15 protein-coding genes, 4 tRNA genes and 3 pseudogenes are annotated in these 20,142 nt (G+C 69.9%); 5 read left to right on the top strand and 17 right to left on the bottom strand.

Features of this window, described 5'->3' with window-relative positions; all coding sequences use genetic code 11:
* Window positions 1-9: 9 nt before the first annotated feature.
* Window positions 10-2,439, bottom strand: coding sequence for a UvrD-helicase domain-containing protein (locus ACHMXE_RS33915; RefSeq protein WP_395348393.1), 2,430 nt, complete (start codon window positions 2,437-2,439; stop codon window positions 10-12).
* A gap of 218 nt (window positions 2,440-2,657) precedes the next feature.
* On the opposite strand from ACHMXE_RS33915, the gene ACHMXE_RS33920 reads away from it, so the two are divergent.
* Window positions 2,658-3,635, top strand: coding sequence for a GMP reductase (locus tag ACHMXE_RS33920; RefSeq protein ID WP_093349288.1), 978 nt, complete (start codon window positions 2,658-2,660; stop codon window positions 3,633-3,635).
* A 4-nt stretch (window positions 3,636-3,639) separates the two neighbouring features.
* Here ACHMXE_RS33920 and ACHMXE_RS33925 read toward each other — a convergent pair whose 3' ends face one another.
* Window positions 3,640-4,509: an alpha/beta hydrolase gene (locus tag ACHMXE_RS33925; RefSeq protein ID WP_395348394.1), complete on the bottom strand. Its 870-nt coding sequence runs from the start codon at window positions 4,507-4,509 to the stop codon at window positions 3,640-3,642.
* 96 nt (window positions 4,510-4,605) lie between these two features.
* On the opposite strand from ACHMXE_RS33925, the gene ACHMXE_RS33930 reads away from it, so the two are divergent.
* Window positions 4,606-4,681 (top strand) — tRNA-Ala (locus ACHMXE_RS33930).
* A 59-nt stretch (window positions 4,682-4,740) separates the two neighbouring features.
* Here the strand turns inward: ACHMXE_RS33930 and ACHMXE_RS33935 are convergent.
* Entirely contained in the window at window positions 4,741-5,445 is a 705-nt protein-coding gene (locus ACHMXE_RS33935) for an SDR family NAD(P)-dependent oxidoreductase (RefSeq protein ID WP_395348395.1), read from the bottom strand.
* 158 nt (window positions 5,446-5,603) lie between these two features.
* Between ACHMXE_RS33935 and ACHMXE_RS33940 the strand changes: the two genes are divergently transcribed.
* Window positions 5,604-5,679, top strand: a tRNA-Lys gene (locus tag ACHMXE_RS33940).
* A gap of 115 nt (window positions 5,680-5,794) precedes the next feature.
* On the opposite strand, the gene ACHMXE_RS33945 is transcribed toward ACHMXE_RS33940, so the two are convergent.
* Complete coding sequence (locus tag ACHMXE_RS33945) at window positions 5,795-6,127, bottom strand: hypothetical protein (protein WP_395348397.1); 333 nt, start codon at window positions 6,125-6,127, stop codon at window positions 5,795-5,797.
* Window positions 6,128-6,468: 341 nt separating this feature from the next.
* Between ACHMXE_RS33945 and ACHMXE_RS33950 the strand changes: the two genes are divergently transcribed.
* Window positions 6,469-6,645, top strand: coding sequence for a hypothetical protein (locus tag ACHMXE_RS33950; RefSeq protein ID WP_177239453.1), 177 nt, complete (start codon window positions 6,469-6,471; stop codon window positions 6,643-6,645).
* A 62-nt stretch (window positions 6,646-6,707) separates the two neighbouring features.
* On the opposite strand, the gene ACHMXE_RS33955 is transcribed toward ACHMXE_RS33950, so the two are convergent.
* The 4 genes from ACHMXE_RS33955 to ACHMXE_RS33970 all read right to left on the bottom strand — a co-directional run bounded on the left by ACHMXE_RS33955 (window position 6,708) and on the right by ACHMXE_RS33970 (window position 7,734).
* Complete coding sequence (locus ACHMXE_RS33955; protein ID WP_395348398.1) at window positions 6,708-7,271, bottom strand: HNH endonuclease; 564 nt, start codon at window positions 7,269-7,271, stop codon at window positions 6,708-6,710.
* 47 nt (window positions 7,272-7,318) lie between these two features.
* Window positions 7,319-7,392, bottom strand: a tRNA-His gene (locus tag ACHMXE_RS33960).
* A 23-nt stretch (window positions 7,393-7,415) separates the two neighbouring features.
* A complete protein-coding gene (locus ACHMXE_RS33965; protein ID WP_395348399.1) occupies window positions 7,416-7,613 on the bottom strand; it encodes a short-chain dehydrogenase in 198 nt (65 codons plus the stop codon).
* Between the two features lie 45 nt (window positions 7,614-7,658).
* A tRNA-Asp gene (locus ACHMXE_RS33970) sits at window positions 7,659-7,734 on the bottom strand.
* Window positions 7,735-8,438: 704 nt separating this feature from the next.
* Here ACHMXE_RS33970 and ACHMXE_RS33975 point away from each other — a divergent pair.
* Complete coding sequence (locus tag ACHMXE_RS33975) at window positions 8,439-8,834, top strand: hypothetical protein (RefSeq protein ID WP_209541215.1); 396 nt, start codon at window positions 8,439-8,441, stop codon at window positions 8,832-8,834.
* Between the two features lie 13 nt (window positions 8,835-8,847).
* Here ACHMXE_RS33975 and ACHMXE_RS33980 read toward each other — a convergent pair whose 3' ends face one another.
* From ACHMXE_RS33980 to ACHMXE_RS34020, 9 genes and pseudogenes are all read right to left on the bottom strand, one after another.
* Window positions 8,848-9,585, bottom strand: a complete 738-nt coding sequence (locus ACHMXE_RS33980) for a hypothetical protein (RefSeq protein ID WP_395348400.1) — start codon at window positions 9,583-9,585, stop codon at window positions 8,848-8,850.
* 128 nt (window positions 9,586-9,713) lie between these two features.
* Window positions 9,714-10,715 (bottom strand): alkaline phosphatase D family protein, encoded by a 1,002-nt coding sequence (locus tag ACHMXE_RS33985; protein ID WP_395348402.1) that lies wholly within the window; start codon window positions 10,713-10,715, stop codon window positions 9,714-9,716.
* A gap of 3,341 nt (window positions 10,716-14,056) precedes the next feature.
* Window positions 14,057-15,703, bottom strand: a pseudogene (locus ACHMXE_RS33990) (GMC oxidoreductase); the annotation flags it as partial.
* A pseudogene (locus ACHMXE_RS33995) lies at window positions 15,642-15,800 on the bottom strand (FAD-binding protein); the annotation flags it as partial. The pseudogenes ACHMXE_RS33990 and ACHMXE_RS33995, both read right to left, overlap by 62 nt.
* Window positions 15,801-15,867: 67 nt before the next feature.
* A complete protein-coding gene (locus tag ACHMXE_RS34000) occupies window positions 15,868-17,625 on the bottom strand; it encodes a hybrid sensor histidine kinase/response regulator (protein ID WP_203204963.1) in 1,758 nt (585 codons plus the stop codon).
* Complete coding sequence (locus tag ACHMXE_RS34005; protein WP_203204962.1) at window positions 17,622-18,266, bottom strand: response regulator transcription factor; 645 nt, start codon at window positions 18,264-18,266, stop codon at window positions 17,622-17,624. The genes ACHMXE_RS34000 and ACHMXE_RS34005 overlap by 4 nt, the downstream gene beginning before the upstream one ends.
* Before the next feature lie 115 nt (window positions 18,267-18,381).
* Entirely contained in the window at window positions 18,382-18,825 is a 444-nt protein-coding gene (locus ACHMXE_RS34010) for an acyl-CoA thioesterase (protein ID WP_395348404.1), read from the bottom strand.
* Between the two features lie 3 nt (window positions 18,826-18,828).
* Window positions 18,829-19,360 (bottom strand): annotated as a pseudogene (locus ACHMXE_RS34015) (MarR family winged helix-turn-helix transcriptional regulator).
* Window positions 19,357-20,136 carry an SDR family NAD(P)-dependent oxidoreductase gene (locus ACHMXE_RS34020; protein ID WP_203204959.1) on the bottom strand — a complete coding sequence of 260 codons (780 nt, stop codon included), beginning with the start codon at window positions 20,134-20,136 and terminating at the stop codon, window positions 19,357-19,359. The pseudogene ACHMXE_RS34015 and the gene ACHMXE_RS34020 overlap by 4 nt, the downstream one beginning before the upstream one ends.
* Between the last annotated feature and the right edge of the window lie 6 nt (window positions 20,137-20,142).

Genomic DNA, 20,142 nt, shown 5'->3' on the forward strand with positions numbered 1-20,142 from the left:
CGCCGCGGCTCAGACCGGCGTGAGCTTGGCCACCGACAGCGCCAGCCACTTCACGCCGTGGCGCGTGAACTTGACCTGAGCGCGTGCATCGTCGCCGGTGCCCTCGAGCGCGGTCACCGTGCCCTCGCCGAACTTGTTGTGGAACACCTGCATGCCCGAGCGCAGGCCGTGCGAGGGCGCGCTCTTCTGCGGCGGCACCGGCGGGCTCGCGAAGGTCTCCTTGGCGGCACCACCGCCATAGGCCTTGCCGCCGCCGTAGCCACCACCGCCTCCTCCACCCGCGCCGCGCGTGCTGCCGTAGCCGTTGCCATAGCCGAAGGCGGAGTTCCCGAAGGCCTGGTTCTTGGGCGTGAGCCACTTGAGCGCGCCCTCGGGCAGCTCGTCGAAGAAGCGGCTCTTGACGTTGTAGCGGGTCTGGCCGTGCAGCATGCGGGTCTGCGAGTGGCTCAGGTACAGCCGCTTGCGCGCGCGCGTGATCGCGACATACATCAGGCGGCGCTCTTCCTCGAGGCTCTCGTAGTCGCTCATCGAGTTCTCGTGCGGGAACAGGCCCTCTTCCATGCCGGTGATGAACACGCAGTCGAACTCGAGGCCCTTGGCGGCGTGGACCGTCATCAGCTGCACCGCGTCCTGCCCGGCCTGGGCCTGGTTGTCGCCCGACTCGAGCGCCGCGTGCGTGAGGAAGGCCGCGAGCGGGCTCAGCGTTTCGCCGGTTTCGGCGTCGGGCGCCAGCGGCTCGTCGAGCAGCGGACGGCCCGGGTCGATGCCCTGGCTCGCGGGCGACTGGCGCAGCTCGTCGACCGGCAGCGCCACCGCATCGCGGCCGAAGCCTTCCTGCGTGACGAAGCTCTCGGCCGCATTCACCAGTTCTTCCAGATTCTCGATGCGGTCGGCGCCTTCGCGGTCGGCACGGTAGTGCTCGACCAGGCCGCTGTGGTCGAGCACCAGCTCGATGATCTCGCGCAGGCTCGCGCCCTGCGTCTGTTCGCGCAGCACGTCGATCTTGGCGACGAAGGCCGTGAGGTTGGAGCCGGCCTTGCCGCCGACCGCGTGCACCGCGTCGTGCAGCGAGCGGCCCGCGGCGCGCGCGGCGTCCTGCAGCTGCTCGAGCGTGCGCGCGCCGATGCCGCGCGGCGGGAAGTTGACGACGCGCAGGAAGCTGGTGTCGTCGTCCTTGTTCTCGAGCAGGCGCAGGTAGGCCAGCGCATGCTTGATTTCGGCGCGCTCGAAGAAGCGCAGGCCGCCGTACACGCGGTACGGCACCGAGGCATTGAACAGCGCGGTTTCGATCACCCGGCTCTGCGCGTTGCTGCGGTAGAGCACGGCCATCTCCTTGCGGTCGATGCCGTCGCGCACCAGCTGGCGCATCTCCTCGACCATCCACTGCGCCTCGGCGAGGTCGCTCGAGGACTCGTAGACGCGCACCGGCTCGCCCGGCCCTTGATCGGTGCGCAGGTTCTTGCCCAGGCGCTTCTTGTTGTGGCTGATGAGCTCGTTGGCCGAGTCGAGGATGTTGCTGTAGCTGCGGTAGTTCTGCTCGAGCTTGATCTGGTGCGTGACGTCGAACTCGCGCACGAAGTCGGCCATGTTGCCCACGCGCGCGCCGCGGAAGGCATAGATGCTCTGGTCGTCGTCGCCCACGGCCACGACGCTGTTCTCGCCCGGCACGAACTGGCCCGCGACGGTGTTGCCCGCGAGCATCTTGATCCACGCGTACTGCAGCCGGTTGGTGTCCTGGAACTCGTCGATCAAGATGTGGCGGAAGCGCCGCTGGTAGTGCTCGCGCACCGGTTCGTTGTCGCGCAACAGCTCGTAGCTGCGCAGCATCAGCTCGCCGAAGTCGACCACGCCCTCGCGCTGGCACTGCTCCTCGTAGAGGCGGTAGAGCTCGACCTTCTTGCGGTCGTCCTCGCTGCGGATCTCGACCGCGTCCGGGCGCAGGCCGTCCTCCTTGGCGCCGGCGATGAACCACTGCGTCTGCTTGGCCGGAAAGCGCTCGTCGTCGACGTTGAACTGCTTCATCAGCCGCTTGATGGCCGAGAGCTGGTCCTGCGTGTCGAGGATCTGGAAGGTCGACGGCAGGTTGGCCAGCTTCCAGTGCGCGCGCAGGAAGCGGTTGCACAGGCCATGGAAGGTGCCGATCCACATGCCGCGCACGTTGACCGGCAGCATCGCCGTGAGCCGCGTCATCATCTCCTTGGCGGCCTTGTTGGTGAAGGTCACGGCCAGGATGCCGCCGGCGGACACCTGGCGCGTCTGCAGCAGCCAGGCGATGCGGGTGGTGAGCACGCGGGTCTTGCCCGAGCCGGCGCCCGCGAGGATCAGCGCGTTGCCGGCCGGCAGCGTGACCGCTGCGAGCTGCTCGGCGTTGAGGTTGTGCAGCAGCGGCAGGTCGACCGGCGGCGGGGTGCGGTCATCGGCCGCGAATTCTTCAAACATCCGTCGATTGTAGAAACCACGGCGTATGCGGGTTATATGAAGTTCCGGAAGACCTCCCCACGGGAGGCTGCGTAGAATCAATCACCGGGCCCAAGTTTTTGTGCCCGGTTTTTGTGCGCGTCGCCCGCCCCCGCAGGGGCTTTCGCAGCGACGCCGCCGAAGCCGGCCAGACCAAGCGCTCACTCGTTTTCAACGACTTCCTCCAGGAGCTTGGTTTCATGCAAATCTTCGATTACGACAACATCCTGCTGCTGCCGCGCAAGTGCCGCGTGGAGAGCCGCTCCGAGTGCGACACCAGCGTCACGCTCGGCGGCCGCAGCTTCCGCCTGCCGGTGGTGCCCGCCAACATGAAGACGGTGGTGGACGAGTCCATCTGCCTGTGGCTGGCGCAGAACGGCTACTTCTACGTCATGCACCGCTTCGACCTCGACAACGTCGCGCTCGTCAAGCGCATGCAGGGCCATGGCGTGTTCGCCTCGATCTCGCTGGGCGTGAAGAAGGCCGACTACGACACGGTCGACCAGCTCGTCGCGCAGGGCCTGGTGCCCGAGTACGTGACGATCGACATCGCGCACGGCCATGCCGACAGCGTGAAGAACATGATCGGCTACCTCAAGCAGAAGCTGCCCGCGACCTTCGTGATCGCCGGCAACGTCGGCACGCCCGAGGCCGTGATCGACCTCGAGAACTGGGGCGCGGACGCGACCAAGGTCGGCATCGGCCCGGGCAAGGTCTGCATCACCAAGCTCAAGACCGGCTTCGGCACCGGCGGCTGGCAGCTCAGCGCGCTCAAGTGGTGCTCGCGCGTGGCGACCAAGCCGATCATTGCCGACGGCGGCATCCGCGACCACGGCGACATCGCCAAGAGCGTGCGCTTCGGCGCCTCGATGGTGATGATCGGCTCGCTGTTCGCGGGCCACGAGGAGTCGCCGGGCCAGACGGTCGAGGTCGACGGCGCGCTGTTCAAGGAGTACTACGGCTCGGCCAGCGACTTCAACAAGGGCGAGTACAAGCACGTCGAGGGCAAGCGCATCCTCGAGCCCATCAAGGGCAAGCTGGCCGACACGCTGGTCGAGATGGAGCAGGACGTGCAGAGCTCGATCAGCTATGCGGGCGGCCGCACGCTGATGGACATCCGCAAGGTCAACTACGTGACGCTCGGCGGCGACAACGCAGGCGAACACCTGCTGATGTAAGGCGTCAGGCTTCCAGCAGCTGCACCGCGAGCCGGTGCAATCTGTGCGAGGAATCTGCCAGCGCGTCGACCACGCCGAAGTGATCGAGGCCGGGCAGCACCTCGCACACCGGCACCGCCCGCGAGCCCCAGGCCTCGCGGATCATCGCGTTGTGGCGGATGAACTCCTCGCTCTCGTTGCCGCCCGCCACCGCGTAGAGCCGTCCGCGCTTCGGCGCCGGCCAGTACGCGGGGCTCGCGCGGTGCACGTCGTCGTCGCTTAGTCGCAGCACCTGTTCGAGGAAGGGCGTGCGCTGCAGCGGCGCGAGGTCGTACAGGCCCGAGATCGACAGCGCATTGCGCACCAGGTGTTCGGGCAGGTCCGGCGCCACGGCCTTCCAGTCGCAGGCCAGCAGCGCCGCCGCCATGTGGCCGCCGGCCGAATGCCCCGCCACCGTGATCCGCGCCGGATCGCCGCCGTGCGCCGCCACGTTGCGCCAGGTCCATGCGAGCGCACGAACCATCTGCAGCACGATGCTCGGCACCGTCACCGGTTGCTCGGGCGTGCCCGGGCACAGCGCATAGTTGGGCTGCACCACGCAGATGCCGCGGTCGTTGAAGGCGGGCGCGATGAAGGAATGGTCCTTCTTGTCCATCGCGCGCCAGTAGCCGCCGTGGATGAATACCAGCACGGGCGCGTCGGGCACGGGCGCCGGGAACACGTCGAGCGTTTCGTTGACGCCCTCGCCGTAGCGCAGGTCGATCCGGCTCGGCAGCGCATCGCGCGCCGCGGCGGATTCGCGCGCCCAGCGCGCGAAGTACGCCGGATGCTCCTTCACGCGCGCGAGGTTGTTGTACATGCCTTCGAGCCAGGCGGGATCGCGCGTGGGAGTCATGGGATGGCCGGGGTCCGGTGCTGTTTCTGGAAGGCGCGCATCTTGGCATGCGGCGAGCACGCCGCCGCGAGTTCCGGCTAAAATTCGCCTCGCGTTGGGGGGGTAGCTCAGCTGGGAGAGCGCCGCGTTCGCAATGCGGAGGTCGTGAGTTCGATCCTCATCCTCTCCACCAACCGACAGAAAAGGGCCTTGGCATCCGCCAAGGCCCTTTTGCTTTGGAAGCGCCGAAGCTCAGTCGAGCGCCAGGTGCTGGCCGTGCAGCGCCGCCGCGCCAGGCGAGGCGAGAAAGCCGATGGTCTGCGCGGCGACCGAGGTCGACACCCATTCGGCCGGATTCGCATCGGGCATCGCCTGCCGGTTGGCCGGCGTGTCGAGCACGCTGGGCGCCACGCTGTTGATGTTGACGCCATGCGGCGCCGCCTCGGCCGCCATCGCCTCCACCAGCCGCTGCAGCGCGCTCTTCGAGGCGATGTACGACGCCATCGCGGGCAGGCCGCGCGCCGCGACCTTCGCCGTCACCGCGACGATGCGGCCGGCGCGGCGCTCGATCATCGAGGGCAGCAATGCCTGCGTCACGGCCACGAAGGACCAGGCGTTGAGGTTCATCATCCGGTCCCAGCTCTCGCGCGTGAGCGCGTGCGTCGCCTCGCCCATCTCGAAGCCGCCGGCGATGTGCACCAGCGCGTCGACACGGCCGAAGGCCTTGACGATCTGTTCGGACAGGCCGGCCATCGAGGCGGCCGAGGTCACATCGCCGGCCAGCAGCAGGTGCTGCGAGTTGTCGAGGCCTGGGAACACCTCGGACAGGCGCCCGGCGTGGTGGTCGATCAGCGCGGTGCGCGCGCCCTGCGCGAGGAAGTGTTGTGCAACGGCGCGCCCGAGTGCGCCCGCGGCGCCGGTGATCACGACATGCGGCGCGGTGTTGGCATCGCTCATGGAAGTTCTCCTGAATGGGGAAAGAGAAAGGGGCGAACCCCCTTCGTCGGTGCCGAATGCTAATCCGCCACACACGCCGCACACAAAAATTTTGAGAAAGCCGAATTTCTACGCTATACTCGCAGACTTGCCTGAAAACGAATATGTTTTCAACGCAAGGGCTCTTAGCTCAGTTGGTAGAGCAGCGGACTCTTAATCCGTAGGTCGAGTGTTCGAGTCACTCAGGGCCCACCACCAACAACGCGGCAACGCTGAAAAGCCCGCTACCTCACCGGTAGCGGGCTTTTTTCATTCATGACCGCGCGATGACATCGGTGCGATCCACGCGTGGCCTCGCATACGCGAAGCCTCACCCCACCGATCGCCGCTCCAGCCAGTCGGACGCATAGGCCGCGAGCAACGGCCCGTCGGCCACTTCGGACTCCAGGTACTGCCGCGCGTGCGCCTGCGCCACCTCGCTCTCGAGGAACCAGCGCTCGCGCTCGACGCTGCCCAGCGGCGGCGGCGTGCCCCATGCCGGACTGCCCGCGCCGCGGAAGGCTTCGGTGATGGGCAGCCGCCCGCCCGTCATGCCAATCTCCGACAGCATGCTGCGTGGACCGTCGAGCTCGATGCGCACGCGCACGTCGTCGCCGTCGACCTCGACGATTGCCCCGAGTCCCCCACCTGATGCAGCCGCCACAGCTGCGCTGGCGAGGCGCTGCGGATCCAGTTCTGCATCGCGGCCTTCAGCGCCTTGAGGAGGATTTCCTTGTTCATTTCCGCACTATTTCACATTTTCGAAGGACGGCTGCATCGCCGATCCTGCCCCTGCAGTGGCGGTTCACGCACCGCATGGCATCTTGCTGCTGCTGTCACACAGCGCCCGATAACAATGACCACAGGGACCAGAAACCGAAGCCAGAAAGCTCGTTGCACACCCGCCTCGGCGGGTATTTTTTTGTCCGCGCACGCGTCGGCGAAATGCCGTCCGATGGGCCGCCGCGAGGGCGGCCTTCGGGGCCTACGCTATATTCCCGCCCCATGGAAAAGGCTCCCGACATCGGCAAACCCACCGTGCCCATCGACCTGATCGGGCCGGAGCACTGGCAGCGCTCCAGGCGCCGCAACGGGCGCACCGCCAGGGTCCTCTTCGCGATCGTTGGCGGCCTCGCGGCGGCCGGTGCGATCGCCTACCGCTACTTCGGACTCGGCCGCTGAGCGGCGCACATGAAAAAGGCCCGCTGTCCGCGAGGACAGCGGGCCTTTGCATTGGCGCCGCTTCATTGCAGCCGCAATCCCTTCGGCAGCCGGCTGGCCAGCCATTCGTGCACGTCGGCGCGGATGTTGCGGCCCTCGAGCAGGAAGCTCTCGAAGCGGCTCGGCACGTACGGCAGGTACAGGAGCGGCATGCCGGCCTCCTCGGGCGTGCGCGCTGCCTTGCGGCCGTTGCATGCGGCGCAGGCGGTCACGAGGTTGGTCCAGCTCCAAGTGCCGCCGCGCGATGCGGGCAGCACGTGCTCGCATTGCAGCACCTGTTCCGGGAACACGCCCGCGCAGTAGGCACAGGTGTGGCGGTCGCGGCGCAGCAGCTTGCGCTTGGTGAGACCGGGCACGACGTCGAAGAGATTGATCTTCGAGGCGCCACGCAGCGCGATGATCGGCGCGACCTCGATGCGCGACTGCACACCGCGCGCCACGTTGAAGCCGCCGCGCAGGGTGGCCAGCGGCGCGTCGCCGTCTTCCCAGGCCACGTCGTCGCAGGCGTAGTGCAGCACCGCCTGCTCCAGCGAGACCCAGGCTTGCGGCGTGCCCTGGATGTCGAGTTGCAGGACGTGTAAATGCATGGCTCGCCTCCCTTCGCGGCGATGTCGAACGACAGTCAAGAAAAGTCTGGGGTACACGAACGGAATCGAACCGTCGTCAGCGGGATCACAACCCGCGGCTCTGCCATTGAGCTACGCGCACCATGGAAAAAAGAGAAAGACCCGCTACCACTCCCCGACTTCTCGCACGCGCTGGTCGAGGTCGAGTTGATCGAGCCGCAGCTCGCGCCGCGAACCCGACTCGCGCAGGACAGCGGTCTTGCGACCGAAGCCCAGGCGCCGCGCCAGCGCGGACACGAAGGGCTTGCGCGCCGGTGCGGGATGCACGGCGACCATGCGGATGGGGCTGTTGCGCTTGCGCATGCGATGACTCCTTGTTGTATGGGTTGAGCGATGTGGTGACAGCATTGGCGTTCCGCAGGGGACTCGAACCCCTGGCTTCCTCCTGGACAGGGAGGCACTCTGGCCGCTGAGTTAGCGGAACGTGATCGTGGGAAAAAGGCGCTTTCCATTTCGGTTGTGTCCTCACGCGACAGGCCCCGCGCTCTCGCTCGAGGCCCCGTGCGACATCGCCGCACAGGAGTGGTCCACGCTCCTGCACATCCCGCCAGACCGTCCACGCGGTTGATCCTGGCGGTGTGGTGAAGGCACACCCGAAATGGCGAAGCTGCGCGCCGCTCCAGTGACGGCTGCGCCTCGCGGCACGTTGTGGAAGAACACCGGCGGCATCCGTGGATGCCACCGCCGCGGCGCGATGGCCGCGAAAAACAAAAGGCCCGGAACCTTTCGGTGTCCGGGCCTCTGGTGAGAGAGCTGGGGAGGGCAAGCGCCTAAGCGCAACCTCCACCCGGTGGCAGTCGATCCTCGAATGCATCAACGCGCGCTTTCGCGTGGTTCGGCGAATGCATGGCGTACGAGCGACCCAGGTTCGCAGCGGGCGACGGCAGGTCGAATCCTTTGCTGAAACCCGCGCGCACGAGCGCCCGGCCCGAGACGGGTCGAATGCTGGAGAGTTGGCGTGCGGTGTTCACGATGGGACCTTGGTTGAAGCTGTCGCGCTTTGAAAAGGGGTGGAGGGATCTGGCCTCTCGCGGCCTGGGCCTGCGATTGCCTTGCACTGTAAAGAGTCTTTACGAGCGCGTCAACAACCGGGACAATCTTTTTTTGTCTTGTTGTTGTTTTTGAACAGTGCCCAATCTCACCGTCGCACGCCGCCGCAATGTGCTCGCGCTGCACCGCCGCTTCCTCGAAGCGTCCGTGGCCGCCGGCCTGCCCGCCAAGGGACTCGACCAGGCCTTCGCCCGGAAGATCGAGGTGTCGCCGAGCATGTGGAGCCAAATCAAGAGCGCGCGGCCGATCGGCGACAACCTCGCGCGGCAGATCGAGCGGCATTGCGAGGTCGAGGCCGGCTGGCTCGATGAGGAAGACCGCCCCTCGGAGGTGCCCGACGAGGCCGAGGAGCGCTTCGTCGCGCTGGCGCGCGAGGCCTGGCGCGCCGCCAATGCCAAGGGCAAGCGCGAACTGGGTGGTTGGCTCAAGAAGAAGATCGCGGAAGCTGCGGCGCCCGTCGCGGCCGACAAGTAGCAGCGCCCCGAGCCTAGGCCGCAAGCGCCGTCTCCACCGCCACCTCGTCCCCGTACTCCGACGGGTACATCCCCCGCAGCCACCATTCGACGCCACTGAGTTGCGCTTCGAGCGACAGGCCGTCGAGCGCCAGGGCGCGCAGCGCGCGCATCGAGCGGAAGCCGATCAGGCCATCGATGCCGCCGATGTCGTACCCCAGGCGGATCAGGCCGCTCTGCAGGCGCGCCTCGTCGGCGTTGTGGACGAACAGGTCGTGCGGCAGGCCGGCCGCGAGGATCGCGCTGGCGGCCATCGCGAGGTACGGCGTCCTGAACAGGCCCGCGGACCTCGACGCATGCTGCTCGTACACGCGCTGGTGGCTGCCGCGGCATTCGAAGTGCCAGGCCTCGCTGAGCGCCGGATCGGGCGTGCGGTGGATCGGCACCACGCCGAAGCCGCGCGCCAGCGTCCAGAACTCGGCCAGCGGCATGCGCAGCGCGCCGAGGTCGACGTCGAAGGCGCGGCCGGCCTCGTGCATGCCGTCGCCCGTGCAGGCGCCGAAGGACGACGACCGGGTGGTGCCGGAACTCCGGCCATGGAACAGGTCCGACAACAGCAGGCGCCCGCCGCGGCGCTCGACCTCCTGGCGGATGCCGGCGAGCGCGCGCCGCGTGTCGGGCGTGCACCAGGCCATGGGCCGCGGCAGCGCGAGCCACTGACCCGCCACCTTGTAGATCGAGGGCACATCGATCGAAACCAACCGTCCCGGCATGAGCGCTTTCGTTGAAGACTGCAATGCGCCGCACGCGGGGCCCACGCGGCCCTGTCACGGCATGCGGGGATTGGAGTTCATCGTCGTGCCGCGCGCATGCCCCAATTGGAGGAGAACGCCGCGCGGCGCTACCGGAGGTCGACGCTGGGCCAGTCGAAGCGCTTCCTGGTCGCGCCCTCCTCGAGCACCAGCAGGTCGGTCGACAGCGCCGCCGACCAGCCCTCGGCGCGCCGCTCGAAGCGCAGCAGCCCGTAGCCCGATCCGCGCTGCGGCAGTTCGCCGTCGATCGCCTCGAGGCGCAGCGTGCGGCCGCCGGGCAGCGTCAAGGCCTCGTCGAGCCACAGGTCGCCGGGCGAGCAGTTGGCATACGGCAGGGGCGCGTAGAAGGCCGGCGCGAGCATCACCGCGCCGACGCGAACGCCATCCACCGTGACCGCGCCTGAGAAGCTCAGGTGGTAGTCGCCCGAGATGCAGGCGAAGCGCCCCGGCACCGCATCGGCCAGTTGGCCCAGCAATTCGGCGCGTTCGGTGGGCGCGGCCTGCATCGAATCCGGCGGACCGGGGTTCGCGGGATCGCAGCCCGGCACCAGGCCCGGCAGCAGCACGCTGCCCGTGAGCAGGCAATGGAAGTCGTCGCCATCGCGGCCCTCCTCCAACCAGGCGTGGAAGGCCGCGCGCGCCTCGTCCGACAGCGTGCGCGCCGCGACCGGCCTGCCCGGCTCGCTGTGCGCCGCCGCCTTGCGCCAGCGCCGCGTGTCGGCCACGAAGAAGCGCACGCCGCCGCGCTCGTAGCGCGCGAAGCCGAAGCGGCGCATGCTCTCGCTGCCATGCATGAGCTGGTAGGCGGTCAGCGCGTTCTGCGCGGCCTGCAGCGCATGCGCCTCGCGCAGGCGGCTGTAGCCGCGACGCGCCAGATGCGGCTTGAACAGCGGGCGGGCCAGCGGATAGTTGTCGGTGAACTCGTGGTCGTCGACCGTGCACACCGACGGCACCCGCGCCAGCAGCTTCTGCAGCGCGGGCCGCGCGAAGGCCCGCTGGTGGCGGTCGGTGTAGCGCTCGACGGGGTTGGTCGAATCGATAATGCCGCCGGTCGCGTCGGCATAGATCTGGTCGCCGAGCATGAACAGCATCTGGGCCCGTCCGCCCCGAGCCTGCACACCGTCTTCAGCAGCCGCTCGAACGAGGCCGAGGCCGGCTCGCTGTCGAAGGAGAAGCCCGGATAACTGCAGCTGCCGAGGGCGACGCACAGCGCGCCGTCGCGCGCGGCCAGCATGCGGGGCCGCAGGCGGATCCAGCGGTGCTCGGCCAGCGGCGCGTTGCGGCGCTGGTGCGACAGCGAGGCGGGAAAGGGCCCGCGCCCCACCTCGCGCTCGCGCAGCGCCGCTTCGGCCGCGAAGCGGATCGAGCCCTGCAGCGCCAGCAGCTCCGCCGCCTCAACGGCCGCCGAGAACGCCACCGGCGGCCCTTCCACCACCTCGTCCGGCAGCCGCTGCAGCGGCCGGCTGGCGGTTCGCGCGTCGAGCGCGGGCGCATGCGACACGCATTCGATGCGCGCGCGCTCCCACGCCCCGCCCTCGGGCAGCGGAATGCTGCCGCAGGCCACGCGGATCGCGCTGCTGCCGTCGGTGCGGCCCTGCGCGCTGCCGAGCACCCAGGGCCGCCGCGACGGCGGCAGCAGGAAGCCGTCGCGCGCCACCATGGGCGCGGGAAAGTCGACGATCTCCAGCGGCACGCGGTAGGCGCGCGGCCCCAGGTGCACGATGGCGCTGGCCGCCAGTCCGCGGCTCAGCAGCGCGTCGGCGGCGGTGTCGTCGACCACGAAGGCCACGCGCACGCTGCGCGCCGGGCCCGGCGGCATGGCGCAGTACAGGGCCAGTTGCGGGTCGACCTCCATCGGCTCCATCGGCCCGACCCAGGGGCCGGCGCGCGGAAAGCGCACCTCGTGGTTCGGATGCGGGCTCGCCGGCGGCAGCGCCTCGCCAGCTTCCGACGGAGAGAGGGCCGGACCATGTTCCTCGGCCCCCCAGGCCTGGTTCAGCAAGGCGGCCAGCCGCTCGTAGGGGCTGGCCTCGCCGTCGATGCGATCCATCGCCGCCTGGCCGATCAGCGGATCGAGGTGGCCATAGCCCGCGATCAGGTCGCACATGTGCGGCGGCTGTCCGTCGGCCGCCTTGCCGAACAGCGGCACCCACTCGGGATGGATCTGCGCGAACTGCAGCGACGAACGCAGCGCCCCTTCCTTGTCGAACAGCTCGTTCTCGCAGCCGTGCACGAAGCGGATCGGCAGCGCCATGTGGCGCGCGATCGCGCTGTCGTTGGCGTAGACGTTGAAGCCGTCCTCGCTGACCAGCCGCTCGTATTCGACGAAGCGCGCCGCGTGCGCGAACACGCGCACCGAGGCATTGCCGAACAGCTTGGGCAGCTCGCGGTGTGTCTTGGCGTTGAGGTTGCGGTGCTTGAACAGCTCGGCGTCGAGAAAGCGCACGCGCCGGCAGGTCGCGCAATCGTCGTCGTGCGGCCGGCCCAGCGTGCCCTCGCCCGGGCAGTGCTCGCCGGGCGGCACCGGCAGCGCGGCGAACAGGCGATCGACCAGCGATTCGACCAGCGACTCCACCGGCCCGCGCACCGCCAGCGGCACCGTGGTGCGGCCGGCCAGGTTGCGGATGAAGGCCGGCAGCCAGGTCTTGCCCTGAGAAGAGCGCGACCCGACCGTGAACAGGTGCGTCTGCGCGCTCACCAGGCCGGCGAGCTTCGGCAGCAGCGGGCGCACGCCGGTGGCCGACACGTAGCCGGCGCTCTCGATCGGATAGGACAGCCGCCCCGCCAGCAGCGCCATCTGGAAGGCCGCCGCGCCGAGGCACTGGCCGAAGGCATAGAGCTGCAGCGGCAGTCCGGCCTCGGGCCCGACGACCCGGTCGCGCTCGCCGCGCAGCAGGTCGAGCACGAAATCGACCGCCTCCGGAATGTCGACCATCGCGACCTGGTCGGCCGTGCCCGGCTCCTGCGAGGCCCGCGAGCGCGGGCTGAGGCGGGTGTCGAGCACCCAGACCTCCCAGCCCAGGCCGTACAGATGCTCGGCGAAGTTCTGCCTCGTGCCCTTGAAGCTGAAGGTGTGGCCCGACATGCCGAAGGCATGGGTCAGCAGCACCGAGCGCACGCGCCGCACGGGCACGCCGCACCACTGGCCGCCGAGGACCTCGGGCAACCCGTCGGCACCGGGCCGCCGGTAGCGCCACAGCCGCAGCTGCACGTTCTCCACCGCCTCGGTGCCGTCGTCGCTCGACGAGCGGCCGCGCCGCACCCACAGCGAATGCGCCTGCGGATGGACGTCGCCCTGCGTGCCGCCGCAGGCCTCGCCGCGCAGCTTCAGATCTTCGGGGCTGGCCATGTCGACCAGCGGGCTGCCGCCGTAGTCGGGCAGGCGGAAATCGAGCATGCGTGTCTGCAGCGCGAAGCGCGCCAGCAGCGCCGGATAGGCCACCAGCGTGCCCATGGCCGAGCTGGCGTCGGCGCCGCCGAGCAGTTCGATCGGGGTGTCGCGCACCGCACGCGCCACGTCGAACGCGAAGCGCGCTTTCGCGGCACGGTTGCGCCACGGCGACCACCACGGCGCGGGCCGGTCGTCGGCATCGAGCGTGATGACCGGGCAGGTGAGCTGGGTGAACAGGTCGGGCCGCAGGTCGGCCGGCACGACCTTGCCCGGACGATCGGCGGGCCAGTTCCACTGCCGCAGCCGCCGCAGCCCGTGCCCCGCGAGCTGCGCCCAGCTCGCGGCATAGACGACCTCCTTGGTGCCGCGCAGCCGCAGCCGCCGAACCGGATCGGGCGTCGGCATGCCGCCCGGGCGCAGCGTCAGCTTGAGGTCGTATTCCACGTGCCGGATCTCGGTGGCGGCCCACCAGGCCCAGAACATGTTGCGGCTGCGCTCGAGGGTGATCTCGGTGTCGCCGCGCTGCCAGTCGAGGTAGCCGCGCAGGGTGAACAAGGTCAGCACGGTGCGCGGCATGCTGGCGATGCGCCGCAGGGTCGCGAGCGGACCGCCGGGCTCCACCGCGAGGATGGAGACCTCGCCGCCGCGGATCCTGTAGTTGACGAAGCGCTCGCCGGCGGGCCTGGCATCGGGCGCCACGCCTTCGACCAGGGGTTCGAAGCGCAGCAGCCCGCGCACGCCCGTGAAGCGATGTCGCGCATCGTTCCACAGCTGCTGCCAGTCGAAGGTGTGCATGCTGACCACCATGTCGCAGTCGGCGGTGGGCGTGCCCAGCATGCGGCGCAGCGGCCCCCGCAGCGGCAGCGCGCGGCACTCCAGCCGCTCGCGCGCGCGTGCCTCGACCCGCATCGGTCCGGGCCGCGACCAGCCCGCGGTGGAGCGCGGCAGGCCGCGCTGCGGCACGGGCGTCGGCGTGGCGGTCGGGCCGGCCACGCGCAGCCCGGGCGCCAGGTGCGCCATCGCGCGTTCCGCCAGCGCGGTGATGGTCCACAGCGGATTGCAGCCCAGCGAGGTCGGGACGATCGAGCCGTCGAGCACGTAGAGGCCGTGCCAGAGCTCGTTGTCGCCGCGCCAGACCCGACCCAGGTGGTCGACCACGCCCGCGTCGTGGTTGTCGCCCATCGGGCAGCCGCCGAGCGGATGCACCGTCATCGCGAGCGCGTCGGGCTTCGGTCCCGACAGCAAGGTGGCTGCGCCCGGCGGCAGCGCCTGCCAGGTCGGCAGGTGCATGTGCACGCCGTCGCGCTTCGTGCCCGCGTCGAAGATGCGCTGCTGCGCGGCGTAGGTGGGCGCCTCCTGCGGCCGCGGCCAGTAGGGGGCGATGCCGTCCATCTCGGGCACCCAGACCGCCCGCCCCTGCGAGTTGTCGTGCCCCATCGCCAGCAGCAGCTGGCTGTGGGCGGCGAGTTCGGGCGAGGCGGCCAGCGGGTCGATGCCGCGGCCGTGCGCGCGCGGCGACGGCGCCCGCGCGCCGATGTGGCGCAGGGTCCAGGCGATGGCCAGCATCTCCTCGTACAGACGCGACAGCGGGCCGGGCACGGCGCCGTCCTGCAGCATCACGCGGTCCTGCAGCGGCGGCCGGTCGTCGCCGCTGCCGCGCAGGTCGAGCAGGGTCGTGATCGTCGGTCCCACGGGCTGGCCCGCCTTGGCCTCGGGAAGCGCGCCGCGGCCCACGTTGTCCACCGGCGTCTCGAGGTCGGCGATCACGCTGATGCTGTCGCCGTTCGCGCTCACGCGCGTGCCCAGCGTGGGCGACAGCGTGAAATGCTCGTGCACCTTCTGCGAACGCATCAGCAGCTCGGTGCTGCCGAAGGTGCCGGCCGCGACCACCACCAGCGCCGCCTCGAAGGTTCGGCCGTGCTGCGTCACCAGGTCGCCCATGTTGCGCAGGTCGCGGCTGCGTTCGGTCTCCACCGCGGTGAAGCGCCAGCGGCCGGTCTCGCGCTGCGGCTCGAGGGCGTAGACCGTGCAGCGGCTCACGAACTGCACGCCCCGCTCGCCCGCCTGCTTCAGGTAGGTGGTGGGCAGGGTGTGCTTGGCGCCGGGCGTGTTGCAGCCGGTGAAGCAGTCGCCGCAGTGGCTGCAGCGCGCCGGGTCGATGGTGAGCACCGCCGCCTGCACCCGCGGCGCGTGCTTGCGCAATGTCTCGTCGCGCTGCAGCGCCTCGCCGAGCTTCGCGAGCGCGCGCGACTTGGGCAGCGGGCCGGCCTCGGTGCCGTCCGCGGCGCGGATCGAGAAGCGCGTGCCCTGCAACTCCTCGCGGGCGCGCGCGAAGGCCGACGGCAGGCGCAGGCCGGGCCTGTCGTCGTCGAGCGCATGGCGGATCTGGGCCGGCCACGCGGGCTGGGCGAAGACGTCGTCGTCGGGCTGCACCAGCACGCCGGCATTGATCAGGCTGCCGCCGCCGAAGCCGTTGGCCACCATCGAAGCCATGCCCGGCCCGAGACGCCATTCGAACAACCCGCAGGGGCTGCCCATCGGCCCCTGCGGCCCTTGGAAGCGCAGGTACTCGGGCAGCTGGCCCACGTCGTTGGCGAGACTCGCCCGGCAGGAACTCCGAGCCGCGCTCGAGCAGCACCACGCGCCGCCCGGCCTGCGCGAGCCGCAGCGCGGCCACGCTGCCGCCATAGCCCGAACCGATCACGACGGCATCGAGCTGCAGCGGCTCGGGAGGCTTCCATTCGTCGAAGGGAATGGACAGCGGCTGCGCGGTGGGCGAGGACATGGGACGGCGGGAACGGGAAGAGAGGAAATCGTGGCCCGCCGACGGTGGACCTGGGGCGGATCCGGACTCAGAGCAAGGCGCGCACCTGCCTTGCGAGCTGGAGTTCGTCCACCGGCTTGTGCATCAGCGGCCGGCCGGTGCGGGTCGCCTGCTCGATGCGCGCGGGGGCCGTGTCGCCCGTGATAAAGACGATCGGCAGGTCGGGCGCGTCGCGGTTGAGCCGCGCCGCCGTGGAGATGCCGTCCTCGCCGCCGCGCAGGCGCAGGTCGCACAGGCACAGCTGCCAGTTGCCGGGCGGCCCGAGCGCGAGCGCGGCATGCAGGCCGTCGGCGGTGTCGACGTCGGCACCCCAGGTCTGGAGCAGCGCGCTCAGGCTGTTGCTCACCATCTGCTCGTCGTCGATCACCAGCACGCGCCGGCCGCGCAGGTCGGGCATCGGCACCGAGGGGCGCGGCCGCAGGTCGGATTCGTCGGGCGCGCGCGTGAACAGCGCGGGAATGGTCAGCGTGAACTTCGAGCCCTTGCCGGCCTCGGACTCCACCTTCACCCCGCCGCCGAGCATGTGGATCAGCCGGCGCACGATCGACAGCCCGAGGCCGAGGCCGCGGGCCCGGTCGCGCTCCTTGTTGTCGACCTGGAAGAACTCCTCGAAGATCAGCGTCTGGTGCTCGGTCGCGATGCCCTGGCCGGTGTCCTCCACCTCGAAGCGGATCACCGGGCCGACGATGTGGGCGCGGATCGCGATCAGTCCCGAGGTGGTGAACTTCACCGCGTTGCCGACGATGTTGCGCAGCGCGCGCTCGAGCAGCACCGGGTCGGTCTGGGCCACGAAGGCGCCGCCCTCCACTTCCACCCGCACGTTGCGCCCGGCCAGCATGGCACGCGCCTCGGTGCCTTGGCGCGCCAGCATCTGGCCGATGTCGACCGCCTGGGCGCGCGGCTGGACCGCGCCGGCATCGAGGCGCGACATGTCGAGCAGGTTGTCGAGCAGGTCGCCGAGCACGCGGCTGGCCTCGGCGATGCTGCGCGCGATCTGGCGCTGCTCGTCGGTCTCGGCGTTGTGCGTGAGCACCGCCGTGTAGAGCGCGAGCGCCTGCGCCGGCTGGCGCAGGTCGTGGCTGGCATTGGCCAGGAAGCGCGACTTCGAAACGCTCGCTTCTTCCGCCGCGTGGCGCGCCTCCTCGGCCTTGCCGCGCTCCTCCTCTGCGATCACGCGCATCCGCTCGGCCTGCTCGCGCTGCGCGTCGGCCTCGAAGCGGATCAGCACCGAGCGCTCGAACACGCTCGCCAGATAGGTCGAGAAGCGCGCCATCACCACCGCGTACATCAGCAGCGACAGCACCACCGCCCAGGCGCGCGGGCCGCCATGCAGCCCCCAGCCCAGCGCCACCAGCGGCACCCCGACCAGCAGGAAGCACAGGTAGCCGCGCGCGAACGAGGCATAGGTGGCGGCGCCGCCGGCCGCCGCGAGCAGCACGATGATGGTGAGCGCGAGCCGCGACTCGTCGGGCAGCACGCCGAAGAACATCACGGGCAGCAGGCCGATCCAGATGCCGTTGACCAGCGCGATGTAGAAGAACTTGCTCAGCGCCGCGGCGTCGCGCGGCTCGCGGTCGCTCAGCAGGCGCGCGCCCAGCCGCATGCGGTAGGCATTGGCGCCGATGAACAGCGCGAGCCAGGCGCCGATCAGCACCCACGACACATGCCGCGCGAGGATCGCGGAAACGAAGGAGCAGCCGACCAGCAAGCCGAGGACGGCGTTGCGCGACTGGGTCGCGAGCAACCCGACCTGCTCGGCGACCAGCGCCGCGGCCCGGTTCCTCATCCGGCTTCCATCGCGCGCCAGCCGAGGCGGGAGAGCTCGTACATGGCCTGGGTGCGGCTGTGGACGTCGAGGATCTCGAACACCACCTTCAGGTGCGACTTCACGGTGGTGTCGGAGATGTTGAGCTCGCGCGCGATCGCCTTGTTCGACTTGCCGTGGGCCAGGCGCAGCAGCACTTCTTCCTGGCGCGGCGACAGCCGCAGGCTCGCGAGCCGGTCGGCCGGCGAGGGCTCGTCGGTGCGCGGCGGCTCGAGGCACACCGGTGGCACGTAGATGCCGTCGTCGAGCACCACGCGCAGCGCCTGCATCATGGTCGCCGGATCGAGCGACTTCTTGACATAGCCCATGGCGCCGTCGTCGATCGCGCGGCGTACCGTGTTGGGGTCTTCATTGGCCGACAGCACGACCACCGCCTGCTCGGGGAACTGGCCGCGGAACAGGTGCAGCGTATCGAGCTCGCGCATGCCGGGCATCTCGAGGTCGAGCAGCACGATGTCGAACGGGCCGTGCGTGCGCATCGCCGCGATGGCATCGTGGATGTCCGCGGTCTGGTGCACGCCGATCTTGGGATCGAGCGAGCGCAAAAGAAGTGCCACGCCCTCGCGCACGAGGCCGTGATCGTCAACCAGCAGGATTCTCATCAACCGTTCCCATTCAACTCCGCCTTATTTTCCCAGGCCCGGAATTGTGGGAGCAGTACGCTGGTAGTACAAGCCGGGGGAACTCCTCCTTTGGAGGGATCGACATTCCCGGGGCTTAGGAAGGCAGCGCGCCCTTCAGGATCGCCGCGCGCAGGTCGGCCGGAATCTCGATCGCCTTGTGGGTTTGCAGCGAAGTGGTCACCAGCACCTGGCCGACCTGCATGCGCACCTCCCCCGACACCGGCTCGAAGCAGCGCAGCCGCAAGCTCAGGGAGCGCGAGCCGAGGCGCTCGACCGAAAGCCCCAGCGCCACCCGGTCTCCCATGCGGCTCACGGCGCGGAAATCGGCCTCGATCTTGACGGTCGGCAGGCCGACGCGGCGGCCGGTGACCAGCGCGTCGTAGCCGATGCCGAGTTCCTCGTTGACCCAGTCCTCGACCAGCCCGTTGAGCATCACGAAGTACTGCGGGTAGAAGACGATGCCGGCCGGGTCGCAGTCCGAGAAGCGGATCAGCCGCGGCCGGCTGAATTCGGCGAAGCGCGCGGGCGTCTCGGCCATGGCTCAGCCCTCCTCGCCCGCGGGTTCGCTGCGCATCACGTGCACGCGCAGCTCGCCGAGCTGGGCATGCATCTGCTTGATGGTCTTCATGTCCAGGCCCGAGAACATCTCGAGGATCCACTGTTCGTGCTCGCTCGCCATCGCCTCGAAGCTGGCCCGGCCCTTGGGCGTGAGGCTCACGATCCAGGCCCGGCGGTCCTCGGGGCTGGGCGCGCGCGCCACCACGCCCTCGCGCTCCAGTTCGTCGGTGAGGCCGGTGACGTTGCCGCCGGTCACCATGAGGTAGCGCGAGAGCACGCGCATCTTCAGCCCTTCCTTGTGGCGGTAGAGCTGTGCCATGTAGTCGAAGCGCGCCAGCGAGATGCCGAAGCGCTCGCGCAGCCGGCGCCGGATCTCGGCCTCGATCTGGGTGGTGCTGGCCAGCATGCGCAGCCACAGCTTGAGGGCCGCATGGTCCTCGGTGGCGCGCGCGCGCCTCGTGGCCCAGTTCCTCGGCGTCGCTCAGCGCGGCATGCGAGGCATCGTTGTGCTTCATGTGACCTCCCCGCCCGAGACCGAGATCGACTGCCCGTTGACCGAGGCCGCGCCCTCGCCGCACAGCCAGCGCACCGCGTCGGCCACCTCGGAGGGCTGCACGATGCGGCGCTGCGGATTCACGCTCGAGAACTCCGCCAGCGCGTCGGCCTCGCTGCGGCCGGTCTTGCCGACCACGTTGGCGACGCTGTTGCGCAGGATGTCGGTGTCGGTGTAGCCCGGGCAGACCGCGTTCACCGTCACGCCCTTGCGCGCCACCTCGAGCGCCAGCGAGCGCGTCAGCCCGATCACGCCGTGCTTGGCCGCGGTGTAGGCGGCGACGTAGGCATAGCCCTTCTGCCCCGCGGTGCTCGCGATGTTGACGATGCGGCCCCAGCCGGCCTCGAGCATGTCGGGCAGCGCCGCCTGGGTGCACAGGAAGCTGCCCGTGAGGTTGACCGACAGCATGCGCTGCCAGAGCTCGACCGAGGTCTTGAGGAAGGGCGCGCTCTCGGCCGCGCCGGCGTTGTTGACCAGGATCGCGAGCGGCCCGAGCGCGGCGCGCGCCTGCGCGAAGGCCTGCTGCACCGCCGCCGGGTCGGCCACGTCGGCCGCCACCACGCGGTGCGAGGCGGAAGCGGGCAGCGTGTCGGCCACGCGCTGCAGCGCCTCGCGGTCGCGCCCCAGCAGCGTGAGCACCGCGCCCTCGGCCGCGAGGGTGCGTGCGATCTCGGCGCCGATGCCGCGCGCGGCACCGGTGACCAGGGCATGGCGGCCGGAAAGAGAATTTGCTTGCATGGCAAT

The organism is Variovorax sp. UC122_21 (assembly GCF_044056785.1).
Taxonomy (GTDB): domain Bacteria; phylum Pseudomonadota; class Gammaproteobacteria; order Burkholderiales; family Burkholderiaceae_C; genus Variovorax.